The 23,891-nt window shown below is 61.6% G+C and carries 20 protein-coding genes; 4 read left to right on the plus strand and 16 right to left on the minus strand.

The window, feature by feature from the left end:
• Positions 1 to 94 precede the first annotated feature (94 nt).
• The 14 genes from secG to ACFX4T_RS20860 form a co-directional block, all read right to left on the minus strand.
• Entirely contained in the window at positions 95 to 352 is a 258-nt protein-coding gene (gene secG / locus ACFX4T_RS20795; RefSeq protein WP_216925786.1) for a preprotein translocase subunit SecG, read from the minus strand.
• 36 nt (positions 353 to 388) lie between these two features.
• Positions 389 to 1,204 (minus strand): triose-phosphate isomerase, encoded by an 816-nt coding sequence (tpiA, locus tag ACFX4T_RS20800; protein WP_216925787.1) that lies wholly within the window; start codon positions 1,202 to 1,204, stop codon positions 389 to 391.
• A gap of 74 nt (positions 1,205 to 1,278) precedes the next feature.
• Complete coding sequence (locus tag ACFX4T_RS20805) at positions 1,279 to 2,505, minus strand: phosphoglycerate kinase (protein WP_223946065.1); 1,227 nt, start codon at positions 2,503 to 2,505, stop codon at positions 1,279 to 1,281.
• Between the two features lie 9 nt (positions 2,506 to 2,514).
• Positions 2,515 to 3,525: a type I glyceraldehyde-3-phosphate dehydrogenase gene (gene gap / locus ACFX4T_RS20810; protein ID WP_224090226.1), complete on the minus strand. Its 1,011-nt coding sequence runs from the start codon at positions 3,523 to 3,525 to the stop codon at positions 2,515 to 2,517.
• 270 nt (positions 3,526 to 3,795) lie between these two features.
• On the minus strand, positions 3,796 to 4,419 hold the full coding sequence (locus ACFX4T_RS20815; protein WP_216925790.1) for a superoxide dismutase: 624 nt from the start codon (positions 4,417 to 4,419) through the stop codon (positions 3,796 to 3,798).
• Between the two features lie 173 nt (positions 4,420 to 4,592).
• Positions 4,593 to 5,573 (minus strand): DNA-binding protein WhiA, encoded by a 981-nt coding sequence (gene whiA / locus ACFX4T_RS20820; RefSeq protein ID WP_377653827.1) that lies wholly within the window; start codon positions 5,571 to 5,573, stop codon positions 4,593 to 4,595.
• Positions 5,574 to 5,586: 13 nt separating this feature from the next.
• Positions 5,587 to 6,603, minus strand: coding sequence for a uridine diphosphate-N-acetylglucosamine-binding protein YvcK (gene yvcK / locus ACFX4T_RS20825; RefSeq protein WP_216925791.1), 1,017 nt, complete (start codon positions 6,601 to 6,603; stop codon positions 5,587 to 5,589).
• The gene (gene rapZ / locus ACFX4T_RS20830; protein ID WP_216925792.1) at positions 6,604 to 7,527 is read right to left on the minus strand and encodes an RNase adapter RapZ; all 924 of its coding nucleotides are present in this window, start codon (positions 7,525 to 7,527) and stop codon (positions 6,604 to 6,606) included.
• A gap of 86 nt (positions 7,528 to 7,613) precedes the next feature.
• The gene (uvrC, locus tag ACFX4T_RS20835) at positions 7,614 to 9,635 is read right to left on the minus strand and encodes an excinuclease ABC subunit UvrC (RefSeq protein ID WP_377653830.1); all 2,022 of its coding nucleotides are present in this window, start codon (positions 9,633 to 9,635) and stop codon (positions 7,614 to 7,616) included.
• A 44-nt stretch (positions 9,636 to 9,679) separates the two neighbouring features.
• Positions 9,680 to 10,348 carry a 1-acyl-sn-glycerol-3-phosphate acyltransferase gene (locus tag ACFX4T_RS20840; RefSeq protein ID WP_216925794.1) on the minus strand — a complete coding sequence of 223 codons (669 nt, stop codon included), beginning with the start codon at positions 10,346 to 10,348 and terminating at the stop codon, positions 9,680 to 9,682.
• On the minus strand, positions 10,335 to 11,051 hold the full coding sequence (locus ACFX4T_RS20845) for an HAD hydrolase-like protein (protein WP_216925795.1): 717 nt from the start codon (positions 11,049 to 11,051) through the stop codon (positions 10,335 to 10,337). Before ACFX4T_RS20845 ends, ACFX4T_RS20840 begins: the two co-directional genes overlap by 14 nt.
• A gap of 112 nt (positions 11,052 to 11,163) precedes the next feature.
• A complete protein-coding gene (gene uvrA / locus ACFX4T_RS20850; protein WP_377653833.1) occupies positions 11,164 to 14,091 on the minus strand; it encodes an excinuclease ABC subunit UvrA in 2,928 nt (975 codons plus the stop codon).
• Positions 14,092 to 14,156: 65 nt separating this feature from the next.
• Positions 14,157 to 14,537, minus strand: coding sequence for a GntR family transcriptional regulator (locus tag ACFX4T_RS20855; RefSeq protein WP_216925843.1), 381 nt, complete (start codon positions 14,535 to 14,537; stop codon positions 14,157 to 14,159).
• A gap of 157 nt (positions 14,538 to 14,694) precedes the next feature.
• Complete coding sequence (locus tag ACFX4T_RS20860) at positions 14,695 to 15,474, minus strand: trans-aconitate 2-methyltransferase (protein WP_216925797.1); 780 nt, start codon at positions 15,472 to 15,474, stop codon at positions 14,695 to 14,697.
• 70 nt (positions 15,475 to 15,544) lie between these two features.
• Here ACFX4T_RS20860 and ACFX4T_RS20865 point away from each other — a divergent pair, with 70 nt between their 5' ends.
• The 4 genes from ACFX4T_RS20865 (at position 15,545) to ACFX4T_RS20880 (ending at position 21,414) form a co-directional block, all read left to right on the plus strand.
• Positions 15,545 to 18,079 (plus strand): DEAD/DEAH box helicase, encoded by a 2,535-nt coding sequence (locus tag ACFX4T_RS20865; protein ID WP_377653835.1) that lies wholly within the window; start codon positions 15,545 to 15,547, stop codon positions 18,077 to 18,079.
• A gap of 68 nt (positions 18,080 to 18,147) precedes the next feature.
• The gene (locus ACFX4T_RS20870; RefSeq protein WP_377653837.1) at positions 18,148 to 19,530 is read left to right on the plus strand and encodes a CoA transferase; all 1,383 of its coding nucleotides are present in this window, start codon (positions 18,148 to 18,150) and stop codon (positions 19,528 to 19,530) included.
• Between the two features lie 29 nt (positions 19,531 to 19,559).
• Positions 19,560 to 20,072, plus strand: a complete 513-nt coding sequence (locus ACFX4T_RS20875; protein WP_216925800.1) for a GNAT family N-acetyltransferase — start codon at positions 19,560 to 19,562, stop codon at positions 20,070 to 20,072.
• Positions 20,065 to 21,414, plus strand: coding sequence for an alpha/beta fold hydrolase (locus ACFX4T_RS20880; RefSeq protein WP_377653840.1), 1,350 nt, complete (start codon positions 20,065 to 20,067; stop codon positions 21,412 to 21,414). Before ACFX4T_RS20875 ends, ACFX4T_RS20880 begins: the two co-directional genes overlap by 8 nt.
• A 29-nt stretch (positions 21,415 to 21,443) precedes the next feature.
• Here the strand turns inward: ACFX4T_RS20880 and ACFX4T_RS20885 are convergent, their stop codons facing one another.
• Both ACFX4T_RS20885 and ACFX4T_RS20890 read right to left on the minus strand, forming a co-directional pair.
• Positions 21,444 to 22,760, minus strand: a complete 1,317-nt coding sequence (locus tag ACFX4T_RS20885) for an MFS transporter (RefSeq protein ID WP_377653842.1) — start codon at positions 22,758 to 22,760, stop codon at positions 21,444 to 21,446.
• 29 nt (positions 22,761 to 22,789) lie between these two features.
• Positions 22,790 to 23,818 (minus strand): TerC family protein, encoded by a 1,029-nt coding sequence (locus tag ACFX4T_RS20890; protein WP_216925803.1) that lies wholly within the window; start codon positions 23,816 to 23,818, stop codon positions 22,790 to 22,792.
• Positions 23,819 to 23,891 lie beyond the last annotated feature (73 nt).

Raw genomic sequence — 23,891 nt, forward strand, 5'->3', positions numbered from 1 at the left:
ATCCGAGGGGTACGACGGCGGCACTGGTGTTTGGTGCCGAATGGTTCCGAAATTCTGGGAAGGCTCCCTTGCAGGAGCCTTCCCGCGCGAACTATTAGGAATCGCCACCTGAGGTGAAGCGCATGATCAGGCCCAGGCCGATGATGACGACTCCCCACGTCACGCCAAGAATGATGGTGAAGCGGTTCAGGTTCCGCTCAGCGACGCCGGAAGAGCTCAATCCGGAGCTCATTCCTCCACCGAACATGTCGGACAAACCGCCTCCACGTCCTTTGTGGAGAAGAATGAGCAGCGTCAGCAGAAGGCTGGTTACGCCCAGCAGGATCTGCAGGATGACATGAAGAACGTCCACGACGGCCTTTCGAAGAAGCGGAAAACGGGAGCCGGACTAGTCCGTGACGAGGTGGCTCTCGAACCTGACAATGTTAGCAAACTCAGCTGGGTCCAAACTGGCGCCACCCACAAGCAGGCCATCAACGTCGTTTTCTGCCATGATGGCGGCAGCGTTGTTGGCCTTGACCGAGCCACCGTACAGAAGGCGCGTCTTTTCAGCCACGCCCTCGTCGAAGAGCTTGGCAAGTTCGGCGCGGATGGCAGCACACATTTCCTGTGCATCGTCCGGACCTGCAACTTCACCGGTTCCGATAGCCCACACGGGCTCATAGGCGACAACGAGCTCAGCGGCCTGTTCCGGAGTGAGGCCTTCGACACCGGCGCGCAACTGGGCCAGCGTGTGCTCCACGTGCGTGCCTGCCTGACGAATTTCGAGGCCCTCACCCACACAAAGGACCGGTGTGACACCGTGGCGGAACGCGGCTTTGACCTTTGCATTCAGGACATCGTCGGACTCGTTGTGAATGGTCCGGCGTTCACTGTGCCCTACCAAAACGTATGCGCAGCCCAGCTTGCTCAGGAACTGGCCGGAGATGTCACCGGTATAGGCGCCAGAGTCGAACTGGGACAGGTCCTGGCCACCGTAAACAACGTCGAGTTCGTCGCCCTGTACGAGCGTCTGCACCCCGCGGAGATCGGTAAACGGCGGAAAGACGGCAACCTCTACGCGGTTGTAATCGTGCTTTGCGTCCGAGAGGGTCCAGACGAGCTTCTGTAGCAAAGTGATGCCCTGGACGTGGTCCATGTTCATCTTCCAGTTGCCTGCGATGAAGGGCTTTCGGACAAAGTTGCCGTTGGCAGAGGTAGTCACATGAACTCCAAGAATGCGTTGATAAATGGAACAGCCGGCAGGACGCGTGGGCGTCCTGCCGGCCGGATTGCTGTTTAGCGGTCCAGGACGCTGAGGCCCGGAAGTTCCTTGCCTTCAAGATATTCCAGGCTGGCCCCACCACCGGTGGAGATGTGGCCAAACTGGGAATCCTCGAAGCCGAGGGTCCTTACTGCTGCGGCCGAGTCGCCGCCACCGACAACCGTGAAGGCCACAGTGTCAGTCAGGGCCTGCGCGATGGCCCGCGTGCCGCTGGAGAATGCCTCGAATTCGAAGACGCCCATGGGGCCATTCCAGAAGACGGTCTTGGCTCCTTCGATCTGCGCCGCAAAAGCAGACGCCGATTCGGGCCCAATGTCCAAGCCAATGCCGGAGGCACCAAAGGAGCTTTCCTCGATGGCATCCGCGCGGACAACTTCATGCTCGGCATCCGCTGCGAAGCGGCTGGCGACCACGACGTCCGTGGGAATCACGAAGGATGTACCGGCGTCCGCAGCACGCTTCAGGTAGTCCTGCACTACGGGAATCTGATCTTCTTCCAAGAGGCTGCCAGCTACCTTGTGGCCTTCGGCGGCAAGGAAAGTGAACAGCATGCCGCCACCAACCAGGATGGTGTCTGCCTTGCCAAGGAGGTTGTCGATGACTGCCAGCTTGTCCGAAACTTTGGAACCGCCCAAGACAACGACGTAAGGCCGCTGCGTGTCTGCGGTGAGCTTCCGGAGAACTTCCACCTCGGTGTGCACGAGGTCGCCGAGGTAAGAGGGCAGCCGCGTGGCGACGTCGTAGACGCTGGCGTGCTTGCGGTGGACTGCGCCGAAGGCGTCGTCCACGAACGCGCCGTTGTCACCCGTCAGGGCAACCAGTTCGTCAGCGAATGCGCCACGCTCGGCGTCGTTCTTGCTGGTCTCGCGGGCATCGAAACGCACGTTTTCCAGGATGAGTACTTCGCCATCCTGCAAAGCAGCTGCCAGTTCCTTGGCGGAGTCGCCAACCGTATCAGCGGCCAATTGGACGTTGAAGTCCGCAAGTTCCGCCAGGCGGGTGGCTGCGGGCTTCAATGAGTACTTTTCCTCAGGGGCGCCCTTGGGGCGGCCGAGGTGGGCGGTTACGAGCACACGGGCACCGGCGTCCGAGAGCTTCTTAAGGACCGGGAGCGAGGCCTTGATGCGGCCGTCGTCGGTCACTGTAGAGCCGTCGAGCGGCACATTAAGGTCACTTCTGACCAGAATGTACCGCCCGCGGACACCTTCAGCGATGAGTTCGTTGAGGGTGTGAGATGTCATGTGTCTACCCTAGCCCAGCTTGGATGCGACGAGCTCCGTGAGGTCGACGAGGCGGTTCGAGTAGCCCCACTCGTTGTCATACCAGGAAACAACCTTGACCTGGTTGCCGATCACCTTGGTCAGGCCGGAGTCGAAGATCGACGAAGCGGGGTCGCCAACGATATCCGAGGAGACGATGGGAGCATCGGTGTAGCTCAGGATTCCGGCAAACTGATCGGACTCAGCAGCGGCCTTGACCGCGGCATTGACTTCCTGGACCGTAACTTCGCGGGAAACAGTGACCGTGAGGTCCGTTGCGGAACCGGTGGGGACGGGGACGCGGATTGCATAGCCATCCAGCTTGCCCTTGAGCTCCGGCAGGACCAGGCCGATGGCCTTTGCGGCACCGGTGGAGGTGGGGACCATGTTGATAGCGGCAGCGCGGGCACGGCGGAGGTCTCCGTGGGGGCCGTCCTGCAGGTTCTGGTCAGCCGTGTAGGCGTGAACCGTGGTCATCAGGCCACGCTCGATGCCGAAGGCGTCGTTGACAACCTTGGCCAGCGGGCCCAGGCAGTTGGTGGTGCAGGATGCGTTGGAAATGATGTGGTGCGCCGCGGGATCGTAGAGCTCGTGGTTCACACCCATGACGATGGTGATGTCTTCGTCGCTGGCAGGAGCCGAGATGAGGACCTTCTTGGCGCCGGCGTCGATGTGCTTCTGCGCTGCTGCTGCCTTGGTGAAGAACCCGGTGGACTCGATGACGATGTCCACACCAAGCTCGCCCCAGGGAAGGTTTGCGGGATCGCGTTCAGCAAGGACCGTGATGGACTCGCCGTTAACAACCAGGTTGCCCTCTTTGACTTCCACGGACTGGGTCAGACGGCCACCGACGGAGTCGTACTTCAGGAGGTGGGCGAGAGTCTCAGGGCTGGTGAGGTCGTTCACTGCGACGATCTCAAGGTCTGCGCCCTGGGCCAGTGCTGCGCGGAAGTAGTTACGGCCGATGCGGCCGAAGCCGTTGATACCAATACGGGTGGTCACTATGTGTCAATCTCCTTGGTGCTCTTGCAAGCACGCCTAGTGAGTCGGATCAATATTTCCAACTAACAGACCCCGCACGTCATTGGGCAGAGGTGATTATCAGATCGGAGGGCGACCAGCCACGTTGCTGAAGGCTAACCGCCTTCCGTGACCCATCTTACGTTTAACTAAGCCTGCCCCCGCAACTGCGGGGGCAGGCTTTCCAGTATTTGGTCCCATTTCAGCGTTAATGTGACTTTTGTTACATCAACGTGAATCGGGCCTCACCAGCTACAGGACGATGAGGCCCGTAGCGTTGGCGCGGGCTGCTTCGAAGCGCTTGGCGACATCTGCCCAGTTGGCGATGTTCCAGAACGCCTTGACGTAGTCAGCCTTGACGTTGACGTAGTCCAGGTAGAACGCGTGCTCCCACATGTCCAGCATGAGCAGCGGAGTGGTGCCAACGGCGACGTTGCCCTGCTGATCGTAGAGCTGCTCGATGACCAGGTTGCCACCGATGGGCTCGTACGCCAGGAAGGCCCAACCGGAACCCTGCAGACCCAGTGCGGCAGCGGTGAACTGGGCACGGAAAGCGTCAAAGGACCCGAAAGCGTCCTCGATGGCGGCTGCGAGTTCGCCTTCAGGCTTGTCGCCGCCGTCCGGGGAGATGTTGTTCCAGAACACGGAGTGGTTGATGTGGCCGCCGGTGTGGAACGCGAGGTCCTTGGAGAGGCGGTTGATGTTGGCGAAGTCACCCGATTCGCGGGCCTCAGCGAGTTGCTTGAGGGCGTTGTTGGCGCCTGCAACGTAAGCAGCGTGGTGCTTGCTGTGATGCAGTTCCATGATCTTCGCTGAAATGTGCGGCTCAAGCGCTGCGTAGTCGTAGCCGAGCTCGGGCAGAACGTACTCTGTCACGAAATCCTCCAATGTAATGGACCGAAGTCCGGTTTGGTAACTCTCGTTGTGTTCATCCGGCCGGCAGGCCAGCCGGAAATCCTTGGGGAGGAAGCTTGCTCCTGCCGCCAACGGGAACAACCCGCGGCGACCTCGCAGTATTTCCTCCGCGCTCTCGATTCTATGGGCGGGAACTACTCGTCCATCATTTCCGGAGTCACATTTGCTTCAGTACCCGGAATTCCCAGATCCAGCGCGCGTTTATCGGCCATCGCGAGCAAGCGGCGGATCCGGCCGGCAATAGCGTCCTTGGTCATGGGGGGATCGGCAAGGCGGCCCAATTCATCCAGGCTTGCCTGCTTGTGGGCGACCCGGAGTTCCCCTGCATACTTCAGGTGATCCGGAACATCATCGCCCAGGATCTCAAGTGCGCGGTCCACCCTGGCGCCGGCGGCTACGGCAGCCTGCGCCGAGCGGCGCAGGTTGGCGTCATCAAAGTTGGCCAGCCTGTTGGCAGTAGCCCGGACTTCCTTGCGCATGCGCCGCTCCTCCCAGACCATCAAGGCGTCATGTGCGCCCATCCTGGTAAGGAGCGCGGCGATCGTGTCACCGTCACGGATAACCACGCGGTCAACACCGCGGACTTCGCGGGCCTTGGCCTGTATGCCCAGCCGGCGGGCGGCACCCACCAGTGCCAGCGCGGACTCCGGCCCGGGACAGGTTACTTCCAGGGACGAGGAACGTCCTGGTTCGGTCAGGGATCCATGGGCCAGGAAAGCTCCGCGCCAGACGGCTTCCGCATCGGCCGCAGACCCATTGACGACGACAGAAGGCAGGCCGCGTACCGGGCGGCCGCGACCGTCCAGGAGTCCTGTTTGGCGGGCCAAGGCCTCGCCGTCGCGGACAACGCGCACCACGTAGCGGCTACCGCGGCGCAGGCCGCCACCCGAAACCACGATGATCTCGCTCTGGTGTCCGTAAACCTCGGCAATCGCGGCGCGCAGACGCCGCGCCGTGGAGGCCAGGTCCACCTCAGCTTCGATGACGATTTGTCCCGAAATAATATGCAAGCCCCCTGCAAAGCGGAGCATCGCCGAAACCTCAGCTTTACGGACTGAAGATTTCTTGATGTCCAGCCGGGACAGTTCGTCCTTGACCGACGCGGTAAGTGCCATCGCGTGTGTATTCCTAACTGTTCCCGAAAATATCGTGGTACGCCGCTGCCAAGAGCAGTGGATCATGGACGGGGCGGCGCCTCGAAGCCCCTACTCTACCCAACACCACTTCCGCGCCGATCATCCCCGCAGCTTTCTCAAAAGCCTTCAGGTCCTGGATCGCGGCGGGGTCGGCGAGGACGACGTCGACGCTGAACTCCGGCGCGTAGCGTCGCAGGACATCCAAATGGTCGGCAGCCGTCATGCCGGACGTTTCCTTGGTTTCGACGTCAAGATTCATGGTGAGGCAGCGTTTGGCCGCAGTATCGCCAAGGGCCTGCCGAAGCTCGGGGAGCAACAAATGGGGCAATACCGAGGTGTACCAGGACCCTGGTCCGAGGATGACCCAATCGGCGAGCTCGATCGCAGTGAGCGCCTCAGTGCAGGCTCGGGCGTCCTCGGGCAGCAGCCGCACTTCCTCGAGTTTTCCGGCAACCGCGCACTTCGCCTGTCCGCTGACGGTCTGCAGTTCATGTCCGCCGCCAGGCAGTTCCACCCGGGCTTGGCCCTCGATGGTCAAAGGAACACTGGACATCGGCAGTACCTGACCCCGCGCGCCCAGCAATGCCCCGGCCCATTTGAGGCCGGCCACGGTATCCCCCAGCAGCTCCCAGAGCGTGACGATGAGCAGGTTGCCCATCGCGTGATGGTCCAGGGAACCACCTTTGGCGGTTCCCGCAGCGAAGCGGTGCTGCATGACGTCCCGCCATGTCCGCCCCCAGTCGGTGTCGTCGCACAGCGCACTCAACGCCATCCGCAGGTCACCGGGCGGGAGGACGCCGTACTCGTCCCGTAGGCGCCCGGAGGAGCCGCCGTCGTCAGCTACCGTGACGATCGCCGTCAGCTCCGACGTCAACAAACGAAGTGCCGAGAGCGAAGCCGCCAGGCCGTGCCCGCCGCCGAGGGCAACTACTGAAGGACTCTTGTGTTGCTGGCTGCCCGGAACGCCTTTCGGCGGGATGAGGGGCAACGGTCCTGTAAGGACTCCCATTTACTCACGCCCCAGGTCGCGGTGCGTCGTTGTGACGGTTACGCGCGGATATTGCGCGAGGCGTTTGGAGAGCTCGACGGCGACTGCCACCGAACGGTGCTTGCCACCGGTGCACCCCACAGCCAGGGTGGCGTAATGCTTGTTCTCTTGCCGGTAGCCGTCCAGGACAGGCTCCAAGGCCTTGACGTAACGGTCGACAAACTCCTGGACCCCATCAGCGGAGAGCACGTAGTCGCTGACGTCCTCGTCCAGCCCTGTGTGGGGACGAAGCTGCGGCACCCAGTGGGGGTTGGGAATGAAGCGGGCGTCGGCCACGAAGTTGGCGTCTACGGGCAAGCCATATTTGAATCCAAAACTCATGACATTCAGCCGAAGCGTCACGGGTCCGGTGTCGCTGAACAACTCAGTGATGGCTGTTGCCAGGCCGTGCACATTGAACTCACTGGTGTCCAGGACGACGTCAGCATGCTCCCGCAGTTCGCGCAGGACCTCGCGCTCTATGCCGATTCCGTCCAGGATCCGGCCGCCGCCCTGAAGTGGATGCGGACGCCGGCCTTGTTCGAACCGGCGGACCAGGACTTCATCGCTGGCATCAAGGAACAGTACCCGGAACGTGATGCCAGTGGCGCTCAAGGCGCCCAGGGCAGTCTGGATGTCAGTAAAGAGGTCCTTGCTTCGGACATCCACCACTACGGCCAGTTTGGGGATGGATTTAGGCGCGTGCGAGACGATTTCCGCCAAGGTGCCAAGCATCTGGGGAGGAAGGTTGTCCACAACGTACCAACCGTGGTCCTCCAAGGCGTCCGAAGCGGTACTGCGGCCTGCCCCCGACATGCCGGTAACCACCAGCAGTTCCGCCTCCGCCGGCTTGACGGGCGTTAGTCCGTCCTGCTCCGCGCCGGCTCCTGCCGTTGCCTCATCCATCAGTGGTCCCCGTTTCCTTGGAAGTGGTTGTTACAGCTTGACCGGCGGCATCGCAGTTGCGGCCACCGGTCAAGTTCTTACCCTAGCTAAGATTCGAGGATTTCGCCGGTCGTCATGTTCACCGCAGGAGCGGCTTCACCTGCGTCTTCGCTGGAACCCAGGTGCAGCACGACGGCAGCTGCCAACGCCGGACCGATACCCTTGGCGGAGGTGAGTTCCTCCACACTGGCCGCCCTGATCTTCTTGAGGGAGCCAAAGTGTGCCACCAAAGCCTTGCGTTTGGCTTCCCCCAGGCCCGGAACGCCGTCCAGGGCAGAGACCGTCATGGCCTTGCCGCGCTTTTGCCGATGGAAGGTGATGGCGAAGCGGTGGGCTTCGTCGCGGATGCGCTGGAGCAGGTACAAGCCCTGCGACGTCCGGGGAAGGATCACCGGGAAGTCGCTGTTGGGAAGCCAGACTTCTTCAAGGCGCTTCGCCAGGCCGACCACGTAGACGTCGTCGATGCCCAACTCAGCCAAAGCACGCGCTGCAGCATTGACCTGCGGCTGCCCGCCGTCCACAACCACCAGGTTGGGCGGGTACGCGAACTTGGCTTTGGGAGCCGGCATGGTGGGGTCCGACGGCGTCGCTTCAGTTCCGTGCGTAGCCGCGGCGGTGCCCGCACGGGTTGGATTGATGATTTCGCCGGAGACGGGCACCTGGGCGGCCTTATCGGTGAGGTAGTGGCGGAAGCGGCGCGTCAAGACATCATGCATGGCGGCGGTATCGTCGGCTGCCGCCGCCCCCGTGATGGAGAACTTACGGTAATCGGACTTCTTGGGCAAACCGTCTTCCACCACCACCATGGACGCCACCACGTTGGTTCCTTGGACGTGCGAGATATCGAAGCATTCGATCCGAAGGAGCGGAACCGGAAGCTCAAGGGCCTCCTGAAGCTCCTGAAGGGCAAGCGAGCGGACGGTGATGTCCCCGGCGCGGCGGGTCTTGTGCAGCTTTAGCGCCTGCTCGGCATTCTCCCGGACCGTCGACATCAGCGCAGCCTTGTCACCTCGCTGGGGCACACGGATATCCACCTTTGCCCCGCGGAGCCCGCCCAGCCATTCACTCAGCTCGGCATGGTTGCTCGGATTCTCCGGAACGAGTACTTCCCGCGGGATCCGGCCCTGGACCTCGCTGTCTTCCCCGTAGACCTGTTGCAGTAGGTGCTCGATGAGTTCCGGCGTCGTGGCGTCTTCAACTTTCTCCACGACCCAGCCACGCTGTCCACGGACCCGGCCGCCGCGGACGTGGAACACCTGCACGGACGCCTCGAGCTCGTCTTCATGCAGCGCAAAGACGTCGGCGTCCGTATCCTCAGCGAGGACTACGGCGTTGCGTTCGAAGACCTTTCGCAAAGCGATGATGTCGTCCCTGAGCCGTGCTGCGCGCTCATAGTCGAGTTCCGCGACGGCGGCCGACATTTCCTTTTCAAGCCGGTTGATGAAGCGCTTGGCTTCCCCGCCCATGAAGGCACAGAAGTCCTCCGCAAGTTGCCGGTGCTCCTCCGGCGTCACCCGGCCGACACAGGGTGCTGCGCATTTGTCGATGTAGCCAAGAAGGCAAGGCCGCCCACTGGCTTGTGCGCGCTTGAAGACGCCCGCGCTGCAGCTGCGGACCGGGAACACGCGAAGGAGGGTATCCATGGTTTCGCGGATAGCGCCCGCCGTGTAGGGGCCAAAATACCTGGTGCCCTTCTTGCGTTCGCCACGCATGACCTGCACCCTGGGGTACTTCTCCCCCATGGTGACGGCCAGATAGGGATAAGTCTTGTCGTCCCGGAAGACCACGTTGAAACGCGGCTTGAATTCCTTGATCCAGGTGTACTCCAGCTGTAGCGACTCCAGCTCGCTGGCCACAACGGTCCACTCCACGCTGCTCGCGGCATGGACCATGGCATGCGTCTTGGGTGGAAGCCCGGACGGGTTCGCAAAGTAGGAATTCAGCCTGGAACGGAGGTTCTTGGCCTTGCCCACGTAAATAACGCGGCCGTGCGGGTCGCGGAAACGGTAGACGCCCGGGGTGGTGGGAATTTCACCCGTCTGGGGCCGGTAACTTGCTGGATGTGCCACGATTCCAGTCTAGTGAACAGGACCGACAGCCTACGCCACGTGGCTCAGTCCACCGACTTGCTTTGGTTGTAGCTTGAGGACCGTTCCTGTCCGCTGAGGGCAGCTATGGCGTCCATGATCTTGTCCGTCACCTGGCGGCGTGCGGGAAGGGAATGGTCCGGGCCTGTCTTGTCGAAGTAGAGCGGCTCGCCGACCTTCATGGTGAAGTGCTGGGGGCGGACGGCGTTCTTGTCCGCCGGCTGCAGTTTCTCCGTGCCTATCAGTCCCACGGGAATGACGGGTGCGCCCGTGGTGAGCGCCAACCAACCGACGCCGGTGCGGCCGCGATAAAGGATGCCGTCGCGGGACCGGGTGCCCTCCGGGTAAATTCCAATGCCCTTGCCGGACTCCAGGATGTCCAGCAGGGTCTTCAGAGCCTGCACGCTGGCGGCCTGTTCACCGCGTTCCACGGGGATGGAACCGACGGCTTCGAAGAAGGACTTCATCACAGCGCCCTTAACACCTTTGGTGGTGAAGTACTCCGCCTTGGCGAAGAACGCTACTGGACGAGGCATCAGTGCCTGGACAATCACGCTGTCCAGGAAAGAGAGGTGGTTCGGCGCCACGATGAACGGGCCTTCTTTGGGCACGTTCTCCAGTCCAATGACCGTGGGCCGGCACGTGGTGGAGATCAGTCCACGCGTAGTCCAGCGGATCGCATCAAAGACTGCCATCGTTTTGTACCTCGCTCAGGGCCGCCGCGCGGACAGCGTCAAGTTCTTCAATTTTGGTTCGCAACTCAAGGGCGGTGCCGACCACGGCGACCGCACCGGCTTCCTCCAGCTCGCCGTCCGGAGCGAAGCCCCAGCGAACACCAATGCAATCCAAGCCGTTGGCCATTGCTCCGGCGACGTCCTGGTGCCGGTCCCCCACCATCACAGCAGGCTGGGAGTGCAGATCCGCCAAGGCTGCGCCAACAATCCCGATCTTGCCAGGCGCGGAATTGGCCGCCAGCGATTCGTCGTCGGCAGATCCCCTAATCGACACAAAGAAATCCGCAATACCGTGATGCTCGAGGACAATTCGGGCAATACCTTGAGGCTTCTGGGTTGCAACGGCAACGGCCCGCCCCGTTTCGGCAAAGAATTCAAGGAGATCGAAGATTCCCGGATACAACTTGCTCTGGCCAATACCGGTTTCCCTGTAATGCCGCCGGTAACGGGAAATGGTTTCATCTACCAATTCGGCCGGAACATTCGCTAAATGCAGGAGTGCATCGCTGAGCTTGGGGCCAACCATGGCATTCAGCACGGCCTGTTCCGGAACCGGGAGGTCCATTTCGCGCAGGGCCGCGGATATTCCTCCTGTGATACCGCCGGCTGGATCGACAAGGGTGCCGTCCAGATCGAAAATTACGGGCACCGTTGTTTGAGTCACCGGGTTAGTTTCTCATGAGTAGCGGCATGCCTGAAACTCGCATGCCGCTAACGGAATACTTCTGCCGTGCTGAGGATATTCTTTAGACATCCGGCGAGGCAGCTCGGGACTCTTAGCGCAGAATTTCCGCAAGGAAGGTTGCGGTGTGGCTGTCAGTGGACTTGGCTACCTGCTCAGGTGTGCCTGTTGCGACGATCTTGCCTCCACCTGAACCACCGTTCGGCCCGAGGTCCACGATCCAGTCCGCGGACTTGATGACGTCCAGGTTGTGCTCAATGGTGATCACCGTGTTGCCCTTGTCCACCAGCCCCTGGAGGACCATGAGCAGCTTGCGGATGTCCTCGAAGTGCAGGCCGGTGGTGGGTTCGTCCAGAACGTAGATGCTGCGGCCGTTGGACCTCTTCTGGAGTTCTGCTGCCAACTTCACGCGCTGGGCTTCACCACCGGAGAGGGTTGTGGCCGGCTGGCCCAGCCTGACATAGCCCAGGCCCACGTCCACCAAGGTATTCAGATGCCGCGCGATGGGAGTGAAGGCAGCAAAGAATTCAGCGCCTTCCTCAATGGGCATGTTAAGGACATCGGCAATCGTCTTTCCCTTGTAATGCACTTCAAGGGTTTCACGGTTATACCGGGCGCCGTGGCATACCTCACAGGGAACGTAGACGTCGGGCAGGAAGTTCATTTCGATCTTCAACGTGCCGTCTCCAGAGCATGCTTCGCAGCGGCCACCCTTGACGTTGAACGAGAACCGGCCGGGCTGGTAACCGCGGACCTTTGCTTCGGTGGTTTCAGCAAACAGTTTCCGGATGTTGTCGAACACGCCTGTGTACGTTGCCGGGTTGGAGCGCGGTGTGCGCCCGATGGGGCTCTGATCGACGTGGACCACCTTATCCAGGTGCTCCAGTCCATTCACGCTCCGGTGCCGCCCGGCAACCTGCTTGGCGCCATTGAGCTTGTTGGCGAGGACCTTGTAGAGGATCTCGTTCACCAGCGTTGACTTGCCCGAACCGCTGACACCAGTCACTGCCGTAAAGAGCCCCAGCGGGAACGTGGCATCCACATTGTCCAGGTTGTTTTCCCTGGCGCCCACAACCTTCAACTCACGTTTTTTGTCGTACTTGCGGCGCTTGGCCGGGATATCGATCTTGCGGCGGCCTGACAGGTAGTCGCCTGTCAAGGACTCCTTGTTCTCCAGCAGTTCCTTGTATGTACCTGAATGCACCACTTGTCCGCCGTGCTCGCCGGCGCCAGGTCCAATGTCAACCACCCAGTCCGCTTCATGGATGGTGTCCTCGTCATGCTCCACCACGATCAGTGTGTTGCCGAGGTCCCGCAGGCGGGTCAGCGTCTCGATCAAGCGGCGGTTATCGCGCTGGTGCAGGCCGATGGATGGCTCGTCCAGGACGTAGAGGACGCCCACGAGGCCGGAACCAATTTGCGTGGCCAGGCGGATGCGCTGGGCTTCACCGCCGGACAAGGTCCCGGAAGGACGTTCCAGGTTCAAGTATTCAAGTCCCACGTCCAAAAGGAACGTCAAGCGGGCCTGGATTTCCTTCAGGACCTGGTGGGCAATCTGTGCCTCGCGATCGGTCAGGGTCAGGCTACCCAGGAACGACGCACATTCACGCATGGGTAGGGCCGCGACTTCAGCGATCGACTTGCCATTGATCAACACTGACAATGAGGCAGGGTTGAGCCGCGCACCGTTGCACTCGGGGCAGGGAATCTGGCGCATGTACTCTTCGTACCTGTCCCGCGCCCAATCCGAGTCAGTTTCGCCGTGCTTGCGGTGAACATATTGGATGGCGCCCTCAAAGCCGGTGCTGTACTTGCGTTCCCGGCCGAACCGGTTCCGGTACTGGACCACAACCTTGTGGTCCTTGCCATGCAGCACGGTGTTCCGGACATCCTTGGGGAGCTTTTCCCACGAGGTGTCCATGGAGAAGCCGAGCTCGTGGGCCAGGCCCTCCAGGAGGCGGTTCCAGTACTCGGTGGTGGCGGTGCCCAGGGACCAGGGAGCGATGGCGCCCTGTGCCAGGGAAAGCTCCGGGTTGGGAACAATCAGTTCCTCGTCCACTTCAAGCCTGGTTCCGATGCCACTGCACGCTGAGCAGGCGCCAAAGGGGTTGTTGAACGAGAAAGAGCGTGGCTCGATTTCATCGATGGCCAGGGGGTGCTCGTTGGGGCAAGCGAGGTTCTCGGAGAAAGCACGGATACGTGCGGGGTCCCCGGCCTCAAGGTCCACGAATTCAATCAGCACCCGGCCTTCTGCCAGGCCCAGGGCAGTTTCAATTGAATCGGTGAGCCGCTGGCTGATGTCTTCCTTGACCACCAAACGGTCCACGACCACCTCGATGGTGTGCTTGAACTGCTTGCCAAGCTTGGGCGGCTCGCTGAGCTGTACGAGTTCACCGTCCACCCGGGCGCGCGAATAGCCTTTGGCCGTCAGTTCCTTGAAGAGGTCAACGAATTCACCCTTGCGCCCGCGAACCACCGGAGCGAGAACCTGGAATCGTGTGCCCTTTTCCAGTTCCAACAGCTGGTCAACGATCTGCTGCGGGGTTTGCCGGGCGATGGGCTCGCCACAAACCGGACAGTGCGGACGGCCTACGCGCGCCCAGAGCAGACGCATGTAGTCGTAGATTTCCGTGATGGTGCCTACGGTGGAGCGAGGGTTCTTGCTGGTGGATTTCTGGTCGATCGACACCGCCGGCGACAGGCCCTCAATGAAGTCCACATCCGGCTTGTCCACCTGGCCCAGGAACTGGCGGGCATAGGCGGACAACGATTCCACGTAGCGCCGCTGTCCCTCGGCAAAGATCGTATCGAAAGCCAAGGAGGACTTGCCCGAACCTGAGAGGCCCGTGAACACGATCATCGCATCCCGGGGGAGGTCCAGATCTACATTGCGCAGGTTGTGTTCCCGCGCGCCCTTGACTACCAGCCGGGACAGGTCCGGCCGGGTGGGCTTGATATCGGAGACGACGGCTACGCTCTTCAGGGCATCGATGGCTGCATCTTCAGCTAAGGCTTTGGGCACCTACCAATGCTAATCGAAAACTTCTTCGAATTTCCATGTCGTGCCTCACATGCTACTGATCAGTATCAATCAGCGTCATATGCGGCCGCAAGAAGCTGTACAGCTTCCGCGAACGACGCTCCTTGGGCCTTGGCCGCAGCAGCGTACTGGGCGGCAACTTCAGCAAGCGCGCCCCAGCGGTCATCCCGGGCACACACGATGGTGCCGTTGCGTCCCCTGGTAGCGACGACGCCGGCAGCCTCGAGTTCCTTATAGGCGCGGGCCACCGTATGTGGGGCCACATCCAACACTCCCGCCAGGTTGCGCACCGGCGGGAGCTTCGCTCCAACTGCGAGGACGCCGGAGTCTGCGAGTTCGATGATGCGCAGCCTCAGCTGCTCAAAAAGGGCAACTCCGCTGCTGGTGTTGGGCCTCCAGTTCCCTGGAAAGCCGTCCATGGCAGTCATCGCGAACACCGGCCAGGTACCGGAAGCCATCCGGGCGATTGCTGCTCAATGAAGCGTCTATGGTCCATGCCGAGAATTAGACCAGCGACGCGGAAAGGGTACAAGCCACCGACGGTTTGAAATTGAATTGCTACGCCCGGCAACAGGTCCTGCCGGCTCATGCGTCTTTCCGGGCCACGGCGAAGATGCGCCGGAACGGGAACACCGTCCCGTGGCTTGTGGCCGGATATGCCTCGCGCAGCAAAGCAGAATATTCTTGCTCGAAGTCGGCGGCATCGCCAGGAGACAGGACTGCCAGCACCGGCCGAAGTCCCGTGCCCCTCACCCATTGAAGGACCGGGTCCTTGCCCGGCAGCAGCTGCTGGTAGGTGGTTTCCCAAGCGTCAGCTGCACACCCGGCGTCGAGCATAATACCCAGGTAGTCCGCGGGACTGCCCACGACGCCATCATGCCGAAGAACGCCGCCAAGGCGGGAGGACCACTTGGGTGACTCGGCGAGCTCCCTCATGAGCGCGTGCGAAGGGGATGTGAAGTTTCCCGGCACCTGAAGGGCGAACCAGGCACCCGGTTTCAGTGCACCTAGCCAGTGACCGAGCATGGCTTGGTGCCCGGGAACCCACTGGAGCGCGGCATTGGATACCACGACGTCGGTCTCCTGGTCAGGCTGCCAGTCAGCAATATCTGCCTGCTCGAATTCCAAGTTGGCGAATTTCCGGGCCTGTCCAGCTGCCTTCGCCAGCATCTCGCCAGAGGAATCGAGGCCGATTACGCGGGCATCTGGCCAGCGGACAGCCAGTGTGGATGTGAGATTACCGGGGCCGCATCCAAGATCCACCACTTTCCGCGGCGACGCAGCTTGGATTCTGGCCACCAAGTCATGGAACGGCCTGTCCCTGTGATTGCCGAACTCCACATACTTGGACGGATCCCACTTCATATAAGCCTCCTGGCGTTTGGCAACAGTCCTGGGGCGAGCCTAAACCGTCCGGGGACTAAGCTGGAAACCAATGAAACTTCTTGAGCAGCTCCCTGGTTCCACCCCCTCCAACCCGTTGGGTCCGGACGAGATCTATACCCGTTTCGTTGAGTGGACAGAAGGCCGCGGCTTGCAGTTGTACGCTGCTCAGGACGAGGCCATCATGGAGCTCGCCTCCGGCGCCAACGTCATCCTGGCTACACCCACTGGCTCGGGTAAATCGCTTGTCGCCATTGCAGCCCACTTCGAGGCCATGGCCCGTGGCCAACGCAGTTACTACACCGCTCCCATCAAGGCTTTGGTCTCGGAGAAGTTCTTCGCGCTGTGCGACATCTTCGGCGCCGAAAACGTTGGCATGATTACGGGTGACTCCGGCGTAAACCAAGATGCGCCGATTATTTGCTGCACCGCTGAGATCCTGGCCAATATTGCCCTCCGCGAGGGAGCTTCCGCGGAACTTGGCGCTGTGATCATGGATGAATTCCACTTCTACTCCGATCCCCAGCGCGGATGGGCCTGGCAGGTTCCCCTCCTTGAACTTCCCCAGGCCCAGTTCCTGCTCATGTCCGCGACACTGGGCGACGTCAGCCGTTTCGAAGCCGGCCTCACTGAACTCACCGGGCGGCCTACCACTACCGTTAGCTCTGCCGAGCGTCCGATTCCCCTGCATTACTACTATCACCTCACTCCGGTCCACGAGACCCTGGAAGAACTGCTCTCCACCAAGCAGGTCCCCGTGTACGTTGTGCACTTCAGCCAGGCAGAAGCGATCGAGCGTGCCCAGAACCTGATGAGCATCAACATGTGCAGCCGGGAGGAAAAGGACCGCATTGCAGAGCTCATCGCAGGCTTCCGGTTCGCCGCGGGCTTCGGAAAGACACTCAACCGGCTGGTCCGCCATGGCATCGGCGTCCATCACGCCGGCATGCTGCCCAAGTACCGCCGCTTGGTGGAGCAACTCGCACAAGCCGGGCTCCTGAAGGTCATCTGCGGCACCGATACCCTGGGTGTAGGCATCAACGTGCCCATCCGGACGGTTCTGTTGACGGCCTTGAGCAAATACGACGGCGTACGCACACGGGTGCTCAACCCGCGTGAGTTCCATCAGATTGCCGGACGTGCTGGTCGCGCTGGGTACGACACCGCCGGCACCGTGGTGGTCCAGGCTCCGGATCACGTAGTGGAGAATACCAAGGCCATGGCAAAGGCCACGGCAAAGTTCGGCGACGACCAGAAGAAGCTTCGCCAAGTGGTAAAGAAGAAGCCACCGGAAGGTTTCGTTTCCTGGGGCGAATCAACCTTCAAGCGGCTGGTGGAGTCGGTCCCGGAGCCCCTGACTTCAAGCTTTACGGTCACCCACGCGATGCTCCTTAATCTCATGGAGCGCCCGGGAGATCCTTTCCATGCAACCCGGCGCTTGCTCAGTGAAAACCACGAGAACCGCCCGGCGCAGTTGAAACTCATGAAGAAGGCGTTGGGCATCTACCGCGAACTGCTGGCCGCGGGTGTGGTTGAACGCATTCCCGAAGATGAACAAGAAACCGAAGGCCGTTCTGTCCGCTTGACGGTCCACTTGCAGGCCAACTTCGCCCTCAACCAACCGCTTTCGCCGTTTGCGCTTGCCGCGCTGGAACTGTTGGATCCAGAGTCGCCGTCGTATGCGCTGGACGTTGTTTCAGTGATTGAGGCCACGCTGGAGAAGCCGCGCCAGATTCTCTCTGCGCAGCAGAAGAAAGCCCGTGGCGAGGCGGTTGCCGCCATGAAGGCTGACGGCATCGAATATGAGCAGCGCATGGCCATGCTCGACGACGTCACGTACCCGATGCCCTTGGCGGAGATTCTCGGCGAAGCCTTCGAGGTGTACCGAAAAGCTGCCCCATGGGTGGGCGACTTCGAGCTTGCGCCCAAATCAATCATCCGCGACATGTATGAACGTGCCATGAACTTCGGAGAGTTCGTGCAGTTCTACGGACTGGCCCGCTCCGAAGGCATCGTCCTGCGCTACTTGGCGGATGGATTCCGTGCACTCAGGCAGACGGTGCCCCAGGACTTGCTGCGCGAGGACCTTGAAGACCTCACCGCCTGGCTGGGTGAACTTGTCCGGCAAGTGGACTCCAGCCTCCTTGATGAGTGGGAGGAGCTCACCTCAGGGCTAATGCCGACACCACATGACGCTCCCCCGCCACCGCCTCCGCTTCTGACCTCGAACATCAGGGCGTTCCGGGTCATGGTCCGGAACGAAATGTTCCGCAGGGTGGAGCTCTTTGCGGACGAAGACTCTGCCGCCCTGGGTGAGCTGGACGCCGACGCCGGCTGGGACGCCGAGCGCTGGGAAGAGGTTCTGGACGACTACTTCGATGAACACGACGACATCGGCACGGGACCCGATGCCCGGGGCCCCGGATTGCTCATAATCACCGAAGAACTCGGCACGTGGCGGGTACGCCAGATCTTCGATGACCCCGCCGGAAACCACGATTGGGGAATCTCCGCCGATGTGGATCTAGCGGCTTCCGATGAGACAGGCACCGCTGTGGTCCGCGTGACGAACGTCAACCGGCTCTAGGCCAACCGGCTCCCAAGTCCGGGTCAACCGGCCCCCAAGTCCAGCTCCACCGGCTTAAAGGAAGTCCCATGGAATCCGTCCCCGATCTCGGCAGCAGCTTGCGGGCGCTGGAGGTAATGAGCGCACAACCCACGGCTTCTTGGACCGGATCGCGACGATGGTGGGGCTCCCCAGATGGCATTCCTGCATTGGACGTGGAAGGGCTGGCTTTGGGCGCGGTACAGGCTGCGGCTACGGCTCTGAACGCCTTGACGGGAACGATGCATAGGTATTCTGTCGCCGCCGGGCCCACTGCAGCTGCGTTCGATTCCCTGGGGCACCTGCGCATAGGTGGCCAGAAACCTGAAGGTTTCGCTCCCTTGTCCGGTTTTCGAAGAACCGCTGATGGCTGGATCCGCCTCCACGCCAACTACCCGCACCACGCGGCCCGACTGATGGAAGCGGTCTCGGCCAGCGAACCTGCCGACGTGGACCGCGCGTTACTGGCTATGACGTCTTTGGAAGCCGAACACCTAATTACTGGCAACAACGGCGTAGCTGCCGCCGTCCGTACCAGGGAAGAGTGGACAGACTCCCCTATGTTTGAAGCGGCCAGTGAGGGGCCGTGGATCAGTTTCGATCACCTTGGACCGTCCACGAAAGCAACCCGACGGTCGTCGTGGGTTCCTTCCGCGGTTCCAGACCGCCCCTTGACAGGTCTGAAAGTCCTTGACCTGACCCGGGTCATTGCCGGCCCTGTGGCAACCCGGCTACTTGGCGCGCTGGGCGCGGACGTCCTCCGGATAGACCCTCCGCACCTCCCGGAGCTGACAGACGCCTTCATTGACTCGGGCTTTGACAAGCGCAGCGCTGAAGCAGACTTCCGGAATCCGGATGATCTGACCGCGGTCATGGGTCTCCTGGAGACGGCAGACGTCGTGGTCATGGGGTATCGCGACGGCGGTCTGGATCGTTTTGGATTGACGCCTGGTGCGCTGCTGCTGCGCCGCGCCGACCTCGTAGTAGTGACCTTGAGCGCATGGGGCCACGCAGGTCCCTGGCAGGGACGACGTGGTTTTGACAGCCTGGTGCAGGCAGCATGCGGCATAGCTGATCGATATGGCCATTTCGACGACGGCGGGTGGAGGCCTGGCGCGCTACCGGTGCAGGCGCTGGATCACGCCACGGGTTACGGCCTGGCGGCGGCAGTGTTCGCTTTGCTGGCCCAGCGACTCGGTACGGGACGTGGTGGAACTGCCCGGCTTTCACTGGCCCGGACAGCGGAAGAGCTACTTCTCCTTTCGACGGTCAGCGCGACTGACGTCGACCTGCCCGAGCCCGAGTACCACGAGGTAGACAGCCCCTACGGCCGTCTCCGGTACGTCGGCCCGCCCATCACGGTGGACGGCGTCCCCGTTGGTTATCAAGAACCGCCCGTCACGTACGGTTCCTCCGCACTACGTTGGCGGTAGGCGGTCCAGCCCCTAGTAAGCTCGGAAGCATGAGTGTAATCCGCCCTGCCACCGTTGAAGACGTTCCCACAATACTGCGCATGATCCACGATCTTGCGATCTACGAAAAGGAACCCGACGCCGTCAGGAATACCCCCGAACTGCTGACCGAGGCACTGTTCGGAGAAAATCCGCGGGTATTCGCGAACATGGCCTCCAATGACGCTGGTACGGTGCAGGGCTTTGCCCTGTGGTTTCTGAATTACTCAACGTGGGAAGGTGTTCACGGCATCTACCTGGAAGACCTCTACGTGGTTCCGGACGCGCGTGGCGAGGGTCACGGCAAGGCGCTCCTGCAGCATCTGGCTGCGACCGCCGTCGAACGCGGCTATGCCCGGGTGGAATGGAGCGTCCTGGACTGGAACGAACCGTCCATCAAGTTCTACAAGAACCTTGGCGCCTTCCCCATGGAGGAGTGGTCTACGTTCAGGCTGACCGGCGAAGCGCTGGAAGCGTTCGGGGCAGGTGCCAGTAACGGTAACAAGGCTCTTGCCCATGGCTGAAGTGCGAGCCTTGGCCGACACCCACCGCATCCGCGCCCGGCACGAATTCCGAGGCCTCCGGACCGCCGAGCACTACTTCACGGTCCCCCTGGACCATGGTTCGGCTAATTCCGCCACGGATGACCAGACGGCTGGCGAAACGATCACTGTGTTTGCACGGGAGTATTCCTCCACCGAGTACTCGGAGGAGGAGGCCGCCAAGCTCCCATGGTTGCTGTTCCTCCAAGGTGGACCTGGCGGGCGCGGAAACCGCGTCACTTCCCTTTCAGGTTGGATGAAGGCAGCGGCCAAGGATTTTCGGATCCTGATGCTGGACCAGCGCGGTACAGGCCTTTCCACGCCTGTGGAGCGACAGTCATTGGCGCTCCGGGGCGACGCCGCAGCCCAGGCCGACTACCTTACGCATTTCCGGGCTGATTCGATCGTGGCAGACGCCGAGTTCATCCGCCATGCCTTGAATTCCGGACCGTGGTCAGTGCTGGGTCAGAGCTTTGGCGGATTCTGCGCGTTGACGTATTTGTCGTTCGCCCCGAAAGGGCTGCGGGAGGTCCTCATCACGGGAGGACTTGCTCCGCTGCACGGCCCGGCCGAGCGCGTTTACCGTGCCACTTTCCGCCGGGTGGCGGAGCGGAACGCGGAGTACTTCGCTTGGTATCCGGAAGACCGGGAAACCGTCACCAGGATCGTCCGCCACCTCGAACAGCATGAGGAGTTCCTGGCCAGCGGAGAACGGCTGACGCCCGAGCGATTCCAGATGGTGGGATCGTTCCTCGGCGGCAACACCCGGGTTGACTCCCTGCACTACCTCCTGGAGGACGCTTTCATCGAAACACCTTTGGGTGATCGCCTGTCGGAGGCGTTCCTGGAGCAAGTGCGGAGCCTGGTCAGCCGGGCAGGGAACCCCTTGTACGCGGTACTTCATGAATCGATCTACGGGCAGGGCGAGGCCACGGACTGGGCAGCGTGGCGTGTGCTGGAAGAATTCCCCGAGTTCAAGCCGGGAGCTGAAGCCCCGCTGCTCACGGGAGAAATGGTCTACCCCTGGTACTTCGAACAGGATCCGGCACTGATCCCGCTCCGCGACGTCGCGGCCATGCTGGCGGCCAAGTCCGATTGGTGTCCCCTGTATGACCACCAGCAATTGGCGGTCAACAAGGTTCCAGTAGCGGCCGCCGTCTACAAAGACGATATCTACGTGGACCATGACCTCTCAATGGAAACCGCCGCGGCAGTCCGTGGGCTTCAGACCTGGGTCACGGACGACTTCCACCATGACGGCATCGGGGAAGACGGCGAAGGCATCTTCAGGCGGCTATTCGGGCTGGTGCGGAGTTCCCGCTAACCCAACGCGTTCCTCCACAGGGACTGTTCCTACACGGGGATTGAACGGCGCACCCGGGCCGCGGTGGCGGCCGTCAAGGCCAGCATTACGGCTGCCAGCAGACCGGCGGCTATATTCAGCCCTTCATAGCCGAGCCAGGCGAGGACAAGTCCGGACGTAGCCCCGCCCGTTGCACCCGCCGCGCCCATGAGCGTATCGGAAACGCCTTGCACGGTTACCCTTTGTTCTTCGGCGATGCTCTCCGCAAGGAGGGTGGACCCGGCAATGGTCGCGGCGGACCACCCAAGTCCCAGGATGATCAGCCCAGTGGTGACCAGCACGGGCTCCTGCTGGCCGATTCCAGCGATCAGCACTGCCACCAGCAGCAGTCCGTGGCCTATGACGATGGTCTGGATGCGGCCGGCCTTGTCAGTCAGCCAACCCCAGAGCGGCGACAGGGCGAACATGCCGGCGACATGCAGCGAAATGGTCAGCCCAATGAGCACCAGAGCATCCGTGCTGTCAGTTGTTCCGCCGTGATGGCCGGCATGTGAACCGCCCACCAGCTGCTGCAGGTGCAAGGGGGTCATGGACATGATGGCCACCATGACGCCGTGGGCAGCGACCACGGCTGCAAGCGCAAGGATGGCCCGGGACGAGGAACGAACAGCCTGAAGGCCGGATCGGATAGTGCCCCTAACTGGGAGCGTCCCAATTCCTGCGGACTCCGAGGCCAACCGCCGTGCCAGCAGCAACGGGTCGGGCCGCAAACCGGCAAAGAGCAGCACTGCCGCCAGGAGCAGACCTGCAGCCGAGAAAACGAAAGGCCCGGCAATGGGCGGCAGGCCCAACGCGGCCCCTACCGCTGCACCAGGTTGGACGAGGTTTGGACCGGCCACAGCGCCAATAGTGATTGCCCAGACAACAGTGGACAGTGACCTGCCGCGGTGCTCAGCGTGGGCGAGGTCGACGGCGGCGAACCTCGATTGAAGGTTGGCGGCTGTACCAAGGCCGAGAAAACCGGCCGCGAGCAGGAGCAGGGGGAAAGATTCACCCACCACGGATGCCATCACCAGAAGCGCCCCGATCATGGCGGCGATCAGGCCCGAGACGAGGCCAACCCGCCGTCCACGCGCCTCCGCCAGCCGGGCCAACGGTAAAGCAGACAATGCGGCCGAGAGCGTCAATACAGTAGTGATCGATCCCGCCCACGCCTCGGATCCGGACAGATCCACGGCCAGGAGCGATCCAATGGATAACGTGGCGCCGTTACCAATTCCGCTGAGGAGCTGGGCCGAGCTGAGCAGGAAAACAGTACGGCGCTGAACCCGTTGGGGGTCCAGCGCCGTAGTAGATGTGGTAGTCACTTCAAGAGACTACAACGTTCACAGTATGGTTACTCTGCTTCGCTCAAGCTCTTCTTCGCGTCCTCTTCCAACCGCGCGTCCAGCTTGGACTGGCGGGCGGCCGGGCTGAGCAAGCTGGCCACGACGGCCACGACGATCGTGCCGATAATGACCGCCAACGAAACGAAGGTGGGAATCTCCGGAGCCCACTCGATGTGGTGGCCGTTGTTGATGAAGGGAAGCTCGTTGACATGCATCGCATGCAGGACGAGCTTGACACCAATAAAGGCAAGAATGACTGACAGGGCGTGCTTCAAGTAGATCAGACGGCTCATCAGTCCACCCAGCAGGAAGTACAGCTGGCGCAGGCCCATGAGGGCGAAGATGTTGGCGGTGAACACGATGAAGGCGCTTTGGGTCAGGCCGAAGATCGCGGGAATTGAGTCCACTGCGAACAGGAGGTCGGTCATGCCGATGGTCACGAAGACAATCAGCATCGGGGTGAAGACCTTCTTGCCGTTTACCGTGGTCCGCAGCTTGCCGCCGTCGAACTTTTCAGACATCGGCAGGACCCTGCGCAGCCGCGCAACCAGCGGGTTTTCGGCACCTTCTTCTTCGTCTTCACCTGAATCCGTGGCCTGCTTCCAGGCCGTCCACAGCAGGAACGCGCCGAAGATGTAGAAGATCCAGCTGAACTGCTCGATGACCACCGCGCCCAAAGCGATGAAAATACCGCGGAGGACCAGTGCGATGATGATGCCCACCATCAGCACTTCCTGCTGGTATTTCCGGGGCACGGAGAAGCGGGCCATGATGATGATGAAGACGAAGAGGTTGTCGATGCTCAGGCTGTATTCAGTAACCCAGCCGGCGACGAACTGGCTGCCATATTCGGGGCCAGTGAAGTAGAACATGGCACCGGCAAAGACCAGGGCCAAGGCAACGTAGAAGGCAACCCAGAGGCCGGCTTCCTTCATTGATGGTTCGTGGGGACGCTTGACCACCAGGAGGAGGTCGATGAGCAGGATAATTCCGAGGGCGACGAACGAGCCGACCTCAAACCAGATTGGAAGCTCCATTAATGTGGGCCTTTCGCAGGGTACGGGAAAGCGGTGTAAGTCTCTCCGGCCTGCCAGTGCGGTGAATGCACAT

The organism is Paenarthrobacter sp. YIM B13468 (genome assembly GCF_042788025.1).
GTDB lineage: Bacteria > Actinomycetota > Actinomycetes > Actinomycetales > Micrococcaceae > Arthrobacter > Arthrobacter aromaticivorans.